The sequence below is a fragment of the Nitratidesulfovibrio oxamicus genome (assembly GCF_015731765.1).
Classification (GTDB): domain Bacteria; phylum Desulfobacterota; class Desulfovibrionia; order Desulfovibrionales; family Desulfovibrionaceae; genus Cupidesulfovibrio; species Cupidesulfovibrio oxamicus.
Genome location: NZ_VRYY01000019.1, coordinates 1 through 9333, shown reverse-complemented (window position 1 = coordinate 9333; position 9333 = coordinate 1). Strand labels below are relative to the sequence as shown.

Annotated in this window: 9 protein-coding genes; all 9 read left to right on the top strand. The window is 62.5% G+C overall.

What is annotated here, in order from left to right; all coding sequences use genetic code 11:
• Positions 1-445, top strand: a 445-nt coding sequence (locus FVW20_RS01005) for a hypothetical protein (RefSeq protein WP_196607916.1), incomplete at its 5' end; no start/stop codon positions are given.
• Positions 446-471: 26 nt separating this feature from the next.
• Positions 472-2130 (top strand): type IV pilus secretin PilQ, encoded by a 1659-nt coding sequence (pilQ, locus tag FVW20_RS01000; protein WP_196607915.1) that lies wholly within the window; start codon positions 472-474, stop codon positions 2128-2130.
• A 58-nt stretch (positions 2131-2188) separates the two neighbouring features.
• A complete protein-coding gene (locus tag FVW20_RS00995; RefSeq protein WP_196607914.1) occupies positions 2189-3895 on the top strand; it encodes a GspE/PulE family protein in 1707 nt (568 codons plus the stop codon).
• A gap of 356 nt (positions 3896-4251) precedes the next feature.
• The gene (locus FVW20_RS00990; RefSeq protein ID WP_196607913.1) at positions 4252-5469 is read left to right on the top strand and encodes a type II secretion system F family protein; all 1218 of its coding nucleotides are present in this window, start codon (positions 4252-4254) and stop codon (positions 5467-5469) included.
• A 164-nt stretch (positions 5470-5633) separates the two neighbouring features.
• Positions 5634-6062 (top strand): type IV pilin protein, encoded by a 429-nt coding sequence (locus FVW20_RS20040; protein ID WP_196607912.1) that lies wholly within the window; start codon positions 5634-5636, stop codon positions 6060-6062.
• Positions 6063-6131: 69 nt separating this feature from the next.
• Positions 6132-7451: a type IV pilus twitching motility protein PilT gene (locus FVW20_RS00980; protein WP_196607911.1), complete on the top strand. Its 1320-nt coding sequence runs from the start codon at positions 6132-6134 to the stop codon at positions 7449-7451.
• Positions 7452-7590: 139 nt separating this feature from the next.
• Positions 7591-8127, top strand: coding sequence for a type II secretion system protein (locus FVW20_RS00975; protein WP_196607910.1), 537 nt, complete (start codon positions 7591-7593; stop codon positions 8125-8127).
• Positions 8124-8558 carry a prepilin-type N-terminal cleavage/methylation domain-containing protein gene (locus tag FVW20_RS00970; protein ID WP_196607909.1) on the top strand — a complete coding sequence of 145 codons (435 nt, stop codon included), beginning with the start codon at positions 8124-8126 and terminating at the stop codon, positions 8556-8558. The genes FVW20_RS00975 and FVW20_RS00970 overlap by 4 nt, the downstream gene beginning before the upstream one ends.
• An 11-nt stretch (positions 8559-8569) precedes the next feature.
• On the top strand, positions 8570-9333 hold a 764-nt coding region (locus tag FVW20_RS00965), incomplete at its 3' end, for a type II secretion system protein (protein ID WP_196607908.1).

Below are 9333 nucleotides of genomic sequence, written 5' to 3'. Positions count from 1 at the left end.
ACCTGCCTCACCCGGCGCCCCCTCACCGCTGGCGGGGCTGCTGCCCCCCGGCGCCGAGGCCCCCGGCCCCATCGTGGCGCAGGCCCGCAAGACCCTGGCCGAAGCAGTCATAACCCCCAGCCAGTTGTACGTGCTGGATGCGGCGGTGCGCCAGGCCGCGCCAAACCCCTTCCATCCGGTGCCGGGCAAGGGCGACGGCACGGGCGGTGCGGGCGGCAAGGACGGCAAGGACGGCAAGTCCGCCGCGCACGACATCGCCTACACGGGCTACGTGGCCATCGGCAACAGCGTGCTGGCCATCCTTGACGGGCTTGAATACCGCGTGGGTGAAACCGTGGCGGATACCGGATACGTGGTAAAGTCGATAACGCCGGGCAAGGTCGTCCTGGCATCGCCGGGTGATGTGACCGACAGGGAAATTTCCTACTCGGGCGACGACCTGTAACCTGCGAGCAGTACGGGAGAATTCTGATGCGCTCCATGAGAAGACACGTTCCCCTGGCCCTCGTCGTCCTGCTTGCGGCGGCATTCATCCTTGGCACCCTTGGCTGCGCCAAGCACAAGGAAGAAACCGACCCGTTCTTCGACAAATGGAAAACCATGGCCACCAATTCCACAGGGTTCTCGCCCTCGCGAGAAACGCGCGACATCAAACCCCGCGCCGTGCTGAAGCAGGACAAGGTGGCGGAAGAACAGATAGAGCAGGCCCGGCCCCTGCCCACCGTGCCGGTTACGCTCAAACTGCACAACGTGGACGTGGGCGTGGCCCTGCGCAGCCTGGCCGCCGCCGCGGGCAAGAACATCATTCTCAGCCCCGGCGTGAAGGGTTCGGTCAACGTCAACGTCAACCGGGTGCCGTGGTCCGACGTGTTCAAGGGCATGCTGGACAGCAACGGGCTGGACTACGCGTGGCAGGGCGAACTGATCAAGGTCATGACCATGGCCGACAAGAAGGTGGAGCTTGAACGCACCACGCTGGAAAACCAGCGCATGGCCCAGAAGCTGAAGGGCCGCAAGGTGGGCCCGCTGATCACCACCGTGCTCGACGTGCGCTATGCCGAAGCGGCGGAACTGAAAAAGAACCTGGAAGGCTTCCTGTCCAAGGATGAACAGAACAAGTCCGTGGGCTCCGTGGTGGTGGATACCTTCACCAATTCGCTGATCATCCAGGCCGTGGAAGACGACCAGAAGAAGCTGATGACCCTGGTTTCCAACCTCGACAAGCCCCGCGCGCAAATCCATTTGAAAGCCCACATAGTGGAAGCCACCAAGGAAACCGCGCGTGAACTGGGCATCCAGTGGGGCGGCGTGAACCGGGTGGGCAACATGGCGGGCAGCAACGACCTGTGGGTCACCCCCGGCGGCACCGGCGGCAAGGCGGGCACCAGCCCGTACACCGGCAGCTACACGCCCATCTTCGGCGCTCCCGGCATCAGCGGGCAGGGCAACGGCATCAACTTCCCCATCGACACCACGGGCAAGTCGGGCGCGGGGTCGCTGGGCCTCATGTTCGGCACCATTGGCGGCAACATGCTGGAAATGCAGCTTTCCGCCCTGCAGGAAAACAGCAAGATCAACATCCTTTCATCGCCGTCCATCTCCACCCTGGATAACCAGATGGCCTACACCGAAAACGGCGAAAAGGTTCCCTACGTTTCCACCAACGCCCAAGGCGACCGGGAAGTGAAGTTCGAAGACGCCGTGCTGCGTCTTGAAATCACCCCCCACGTCATCGACGACAAGAACCTGAAGCTGAAGGTGCTGGTAAAGAAGGACGAAGTGGACCTTACCCGCACGGTGGAAGGCAACCCCTTCATCATCAAGAAGCAGACGGAAACCACCCTCATCGTGCAGGACGGCGAGACCATCGTCATCTCCGGCCTGACCAAGGACCGCAAGAGCACGGGCCGCAGCGGCATACCCGGCCTGCACGACGTGGAAGGGCTGGGGTGGCTGTTCGGCAGCGATTCCAAGGGCGGCAAGCTTGAGGAAGTGCTGATCTTCATCACTCCGGCGGTGCTGCCCTACCGCGAAATGGCGGAACAGGGCGCCACGCAGCAGATCACCGTGCAGCCCGGCCAGATGGGCCAGGCCCCGACGGTGAACCAACAGGTGCTGCCCCGTCAGTAGCCGCACGGGCCGCAAACCATGACGCCACACCATCACCCCGTAGCAAGGTAGGAACGCCGTGCGTCAGCGTGTACGATTGGGCGAACTGCTGGTGCAGGCCGGGCTGCTTAGCGACGAGCAGCTGAAGGCCGCCCTGCGCGAACACAAGAAAACCGGGCTGCGTCTTGGCCAGTACCTGACCAAGACCAACCTGTGCCGTGAAGCCGACGTGGTGGAAGTGATAAGCCGCCAGCTGAAGATAGAACGGTACACCCCGCAGCAGCACCCGCTCAGCCTGAACATGGCGGAACGCCTGCCGCTGGACGTGGCCCAGAAGTGCAACGCCGCCCCCCTGCAACAGCACGGCCACGTGCTGGTTGTGGCCATGGTGGACCCGTTGGACATCGACGCGCTGGACACGCTGGAATTCGCCACCAACAGCGAGGTGGAACCGCTGATCTGCACGGAACAGGAATACAACCAGCTGTTCAGTGCCATTTACGGCATGTTCACCAACCTTGACGGCGTCATCGAAAGCCTGGGCGACCTGCAAACCGCCGCCACCAGCCAGACAGACGCCGCCGAGCGCGACGTGGCCGTGGACGAACTGGCCAACCAGGCCGACCTTGCCCCCATCGTGCGGCTGGTCAACTCCATTCTGGCGCAGGCCGTGCGCGAAGGCGCAAGCGACGTGCACATCAGCCCGGAAAAGGACAGCGTGCAGGTGCGCTTTCGCATAGACGGCAAACTGCGCGAGGCCCCGGCCCCGCCGCGCAGCGTGGCCCCTGCCGTTGTTTCGCGCATCAAGATCCTGGGCAACATGGACATTGCCGTCACCCGCGTGCCGCAGGATGGCCGCTTTACCATGCACCTGGACAACCGCGAGATAAACGTGCGCGTTTCCAGCATACCTACCATCTACGGCGAAAACATGGTGTTGCGCCTGCTGGACATGAGCGGGCGCGACTACACGCTGGACATGTTGGGCATGCAGCAGGGCGACCACATGACCATCGAGGGGGCCATCCACAAGCCCTACGGCATGATCCTGTCCACCGGCCCCACGGGCAGCGGCAAATCCACCAGCCTGTACGCCATCCTCAAAAGCATCAACAGGCCGGACATCAACATCATCACGCTGGAAGACCCGGTGGAATACCGCATCCGGGGCATCCGGCAGGTGCAGCTCAACCGCAAGGCGGGCATGACATTCGCCAGCGGGTTGCGCTCCATTCTGCGGCAGGACCCGGACGTGGTGATGGTGGGTGAAATACGCGACGCGGAAACCGCCGCCATTGCCGTGCAGGCCGCCCTTACCGGGCACCTTGTGCTGTCCACCCTGCACACCAACGATGCGGCGGGTGCGGTGACCCGGCTTATCGACATGGGCATAGAGCCGTTTCTTGTTTCTTCGGTGCTGCTGGTTTCGTTCGCGCAGCGGCTGGTGCGCCGGGTGTGCACCAACTGCGCGGAACCGTACGACCCGCTGCCCGCCGCGCTGGCCGCCTTCGGCCTTGCGCCGGATACGCCGGGGGCAACCTACCTTAAGGGGCGCGGCTGCCACCACTGCGCGCACACCGGCTACCGGGGGCGCACCGGGGTGTTCGAAATCCTGCCCATGACCCAGATGATTCAGGATTTGGTAATCAAGCGCAGTTCCACGCAGGTCATCGCGGATTCGGCCATCAACACGGGCCTGATGCGCACCCTGAAGCAGGACGCGGCCATGAAGATTCTGCGCGGCACGACCACTGTTGAAGAGGCGGCCACGTCAGTGATGTTGTAGCAACAATTTGTTGCCTTTCGCCTTTGTCATGCTGCCTTTCTTCCTTATACCCCGCGACGGCTTCCGTCGCGGGTGGCTGGCGGGGATGATGCAAGGAATTACGAGTTTTGCTCGCCGGGCAAGGCGGATTGGAATTTTTGAGCGGAGCGTACTCATGTACGTGAGCATCAAAAATTTCAAGCCAACACAGCCCGGCGACAAAAGGCGCTAGCCGTTATGAGAGCGCAAAGCGCGAACATTACGGATAGCGACCGCACCGCGCGGATTCCGCCCGCAGCATGCACGCGGTGAGCATTACCCACTAAACGGCAACGACATATTTCACAGCTAACCGACAACGTACCTACAGGCGCACCATGCCCACCTACGTCTACACCGCGCTGAACGAACACGGCGTGAACATGCAAGGCACCATCGACGCCGAATCTCCGGACACGGCCCGTGCCATGCTGCTGTCGCGCGGCTACGTGCCCATGAAGGTCAAGGCGCAGGGGGCCAGCTTCGAGTTCGGCGCGCTGGGCGACATGCTGAACCCGGTAAAGCCCAAGGAACTCATTCTGTTCACCAAGCAGTTCCGCACCCTGTTTCAGGCGGGCATACCCATTACCCAGCTGTTGCAGGTGTTGCAGAACCAGACCGAGAGCAAAAGGCTGAAGCGCGTTGCGGCAGACATGACCCAGGCCATCATGGGCGGCAGTACCCTGTACGACGCCTTCAAGGCGCACCCCCGCGTGTTCAGCGAGCTGTACTGCTCCATGATGCGCGCCGGTGAAGCCAGCGGCGCGCTGGGCGATGTGATGGAACGGCTGGTCTACCTGCTGGAGCACGAGCACAAGATACGTTCCGACATCAAGTCGGCCATGCGCTACCCGAAGATGGTCACAGGTGCATTGGTGATCGCCTTTTTCGTGCTATTAAATGTCGTCATTCCAAAATTCATCAACGTATTCGAGATGGCGCGCATTGCACTCCCTGTCCCGACTAAAATAGCCATAGCTCTTCACCATGCCATCAGTGAATACTGGCCACTGCTTCTAGTTGGCCTCGTGACGCTAGTCATGATCTATAAATGGTGGGTACGCACGGAAAAAGGCAGATACTGGCGCGATAGCCTTCTACTGCATGTGCCCATTGTTGGTCCTGTACTGCAAAAATCTGTCATGGCCCGGTTTGCCTCCATCTTTTCCATCATGCAGTCCAGCGGCGTTTCCGTGCTGGATGCCCTGGACGTGCTGACCAACACCATCGGTAACGAGGCCATAGCGCGGGAATTCCGCAGGATACAAGACAAGTTGAAGGAAGGCCGGGGCATTGCGGACCCGTTGAAGTCCGCCAAGTTCTTCACCCCGCTGGTGGTCAACATGGTGGCCATTGGCGAGGAATCGGGCAGCCTCGATTCCATGTTGAAAGACGTGGCCACCCACTACGACGAGGAAGTGGAATACGCCGTGGCGGGCATGGCAGAGGCCATCGGCCCCATACTTATCGTGGCATTGGCGGCGGTGGTGGGCTTTTTCGCCCTCGCCATCTTCATGCCCATGTGGGACCTGACCAAAATGGCAGGAAAACACTAACCTGCACAAAGCCCATGCATGCCGTGGCTGGGCGCGCAGACCCGAAGGGGGGACGGCGCACGCCCGTAGCGGCACCAGATAGGGAGGGGGACGGAAGGTCCGGAACCCGGGTGGATTTGAACGCAACAGAATATCACAACACCACGCATCAGGAGGAACATCCCATGACCCAGAGCAAGAAAGATCGGAAGAAGGAACAGGGCTTCACCCTCATCGAAATCGTGGCCGTGCTGGTCATCCTCGGCATTCTGGCTGCCGTGGCAATTCCCAGATACTTCGACATGCAGGCCGCAGCAGCTGCTCGCACCATCGATGCAACCGCTGCGGAACTCCAGGCACGGGTAACGCAGGAATTTGCGCGCCAGTTGCTCCTGCCTGCCAACAATGGCAACTGCGGTGATGCGCTGGAAGCGGTAACCGCCGCCAACATTGGTGCTCTGGGCAACGGCTGGACCTACACTGTGGCTAACCTGATCCCCATTGCAGCGGCCGAAGCTGGCACGGCCAAAGACGTGACTTTTGCCAATGCTGGCCTGACCTTTGAGGCCGCTGCGGACATGACCCGAAACATCCAAATCCCCAACTGCAACTAATACGTTCATGCACAATGCGGCGGCGCACCCGCGCCGCCGCCCTTTCCCCTCTACGTACAGGTGTCCGCCATGAACGAAACGTTCCATCGCATCATCTCCCAGGCCGTGGCCATGGGCTGGTCCGACGTGCACCTTACCGGCGGCCATGCCGTGGTGTACCGCAAGGACGGGGACATCGGCATGCTGCGCGACACCGTGCTTTCCCCCGCAGATGTGGACGCCCTTGCGCGCAGCCTGCTGAATCCGCACCGGGCGGACATACTGCGCCGCCGCTGGTCGGTGGACTTTGCGCACTCCGTGGCGGGCATACGGGTGCGGGTGAACATCTTCAACACCACGCGGGGTCTCAGCCTGGCCGTGCGGCTGCTGGCCGGGCGCATACCCACCCTGGCCCACCTGAACCTGCACCCCTCGCTGGAAGAATTCACCCGCCTGCGGGCCGGGCTGATACTGGTGTGCGGGGCCACGGGCAGCGGCAAGACCACCACCATGGCCGCCATGCTGGACGAGATAAACCGCAACCGCCCGGCGCACATCATCACCCTGGAAGACCCCATCGAATACCGTTTTGCCTCCAAAAAGGCCTTTGTGGAGCAACGGGAACTGGGGGCGCATTTTCCCAGCTTCGAGCGCGGCCTGCTGGACGTGCTGCGCGAAGACCCGGACGTGATTCTGGTGGGCGAACTGCGAGAGGCGGAAACCATCCGCCTTGCCCTTTCCGCCGCCGAATCGGGGCACCTTGTCATAGCATCGCTGCACTCCGCCACGCCGGAAGAAGCCCTGTACCGCTTGTGCAACGCCTTTCCGCTGGAGGCGCAAGACCTGGTGCGGCACCAGTTGTCGTCCACCCTGCACGCCGTGGTGGTGCAGCAACTGCGCATGCACCCCGTGGCGCGGTTCCGCGTGCCGGTGCTTTCCATGCTTATCGGCACCCACCCGGTGCGCATGCTGGTGCGCGAAGGCAAGTTTGCCCAGTTGCACAGCATCATGGAAATGGGGCGCGGCGACGGCATGTTCACCATGGACGCCTACTACGACGACTACCTGAACAGGCCTCAGCGCTTTTCCGCCCCGTCCAACGTGTTTCGCCCCGCCCCGGAGGAAGAAACGTCGGCGGACCACGAATCGCCGCTGGTTGATCGCGGCCTTGGCACCACCCACTACACCCCGGAAGCGGCCCGGCATCTGGCCCGCCCGGGTGCCCACCCGGCGAATGCTCCCTTTGGGGATGTCAGCCCGCCTGATTTTGGCACGTCCGGCGCGTCTGGCACGTCTGGATCATCGGGCTCATCGGGCTCGGCACACACGGACGAGCATGGCGAGACGGTGTACACCCTTACCGACGAGGGCAGGCTGGAAGACGTGCTGCGGGAATTTGCCAGCCGGTAGCGCACGCAACGTCCGGATGACCATGCACTGGCGGTGCGGGGGCACGCCGCCACATACGGGTAGCCACACATTTTCCAAGCCTTACGGACGGGCACCGGCCCGCCTCAACTACCGGGCCGAGCGCCCGGCAGGCACGCACATGACGACTCACACCGCACCCTCAGCACCCAGCGCCCTGCGTGGCGACAGTTACCGACGCCCGCAACGCAAGATCGGGCAACGCGGCTTCACCATGCTCGAAGTAGTGGCAGTTCTGGTGCTTATTGGAATTATGGCGGCTATTGCCATGGATCGTTTCTTCGACTTGAGTGCCGGAGAACTGGGCGGCATGCAGGACCAAGTGCGCAGCCACCTGGCCTATGCCCGCACCCGATCCATGAATGCAGACGAAATATTCGGCGTGCAGATACGGGGCACCACCACCTATTCCATCTTTCGGGGGGGCAACACCGCCACCCTGGTGACCTTGCCCGGCGAGGCTGGCGGCGTCATCACCCTGCCCCAAGGTGCCAACTTTACCACTGCGACCACCATCATTTCCTTCGACCGCTGGGGCAGACCCTGTTCCGACGCCACAGCCGTGACGCGGCGTACCGCCGACGCCACGGTGACGCTCAGTTATCAAGGGCAATCGCAAAGCATCGTCGTCACCCGCAACACAGGGTTTTTGCGATGAACAGCACACAGGCAACGGATTCTGGCAACCACGGGTTCACGCTGCTCGAAATCATCATCACTATCATCGTCATCGCGCTGTTGGGCACCATGATGCTACCCTTAAGCGGTGCGGCTTTGCGCGGCAGCGCGCAAAGCATGATCACCACAGAAAACGAAACACGCCTGCTGCGGGTGGTGGAAAACATGAACGCCGACTACCGGCGCACCTTCATGGACCCCAGCGGCAGCGGCAATCCGCTGGCCACCTTTTTCACCGCCGTGGGTAACGTGGGCAACCACCCCACCTCCACCTATGGCGCGTACAACCTGGTGGAAAAGCGGTACATCCAGTTCAATGCCAACCACGGCGAGGTGACCGGCGGCACCAACCTGCTGAAGCTGACGCTGGAACTGGACAACACCCGGGTTACCTGCCTGTTCGGGCAGTAGCCGGAGGGCCTATGGACGCACGCGGCTTTACCCTTATCGAAACCATCCTGGTCCTGGTGCTGACGGGCATTCTGGCCGCCGTGGCGGGCATGGGCATTGTCACCGGGGCGCGCAGCTTCATGGCCACGCGCGAGGCCACCGCCCTTTCGCAGCAGGCCCAGCTTGCGCAGGACAGGATAACCCGCGAGATAGTGGAACTGGTGGACATTTCCGCCAGCAGCACGGCCCAGCGCATCAACATCGAGAACATAGAGGGCAACCGCTCCATTCTCTACGACGCGGACAACCGCGAAATAGACATCATCTCGCCCAACAACGACCGCGATACGCTCATCGACAACGTGACCGCGTTCACCATCACCTACTGGGAGGGGCAGACCTCGCGCACAGCGTGGGACACGTCCAGCCTGGACGGGCGCGACCTGACCGCCGTGGACATTTCGTTTACCCTGGCATCGGACGTGGGCGGCGCGCGTACCTTTGTGAGCCGGGTGGTGCCCCGCAACAACCAGAATACCGGCGGCACCATACCCACGGCGGACATTCCTTCGCTGGCGCGTTACGATTTCTGCTTCATCGCCACGGCGGCCTACGGCGACCTGAACCACCCGGTGGTGGCGGCCCTGCGCGAATTCCGCGACAAGGCGCTTATGCCCAACGCGCCCGGCAGGGCGCTGGTGCGCGCTTATTACGCCGTGGGTCCGCATCTGGCCGGGGTGGTGCAGGATGCGCCCGCGCTGGCCGCCGGGGTGCGAGCGGTGCTGCGCCCGGTGGC

Coding starts and splice junctions, on each gene's coding strand:
- FVW20_RS20040 (WP_196607912.1), top strand. CDS start 5,634: ATGACCCAGAGCAAGAAAGATCGGAAGAAGGAACAGGGCTTCACCCTC.
- FVW20_RS00975 (WP_196607910.1), top strand. CDS start 7,591: ATGACGACTCACACCGCACCCTCAGCACCCAGCGCCCTGCGTGGCGAC.
- FVW20_RS00970 (WP_196607909.1), top strand. CDS start 8,124: ATGAACAGCACACAGGCAACGGATTCTGGCAACCACGGGTTCACGCTG.
- FVW20_RS00990 (WP_196607913.1), top strand. CDS start 4,252: ATGCCCACCTACGTCTACACCGCGCTGAACGAACACGGCGTGAACATG.
- pilQ (WP_196607915.1), top strand. CDS start 472: ATGCGCTCCATGAGAAGACACGTTCCCCTGGCCCTCGTCGTCCTGCTT.
- FVW20_RS00980 (WP_196607911.1), top strand. CDS start 6,132: ATGAACGAAACGTTCCATCGCATCATCTCCCAGGCCGTGGCCATGGGC.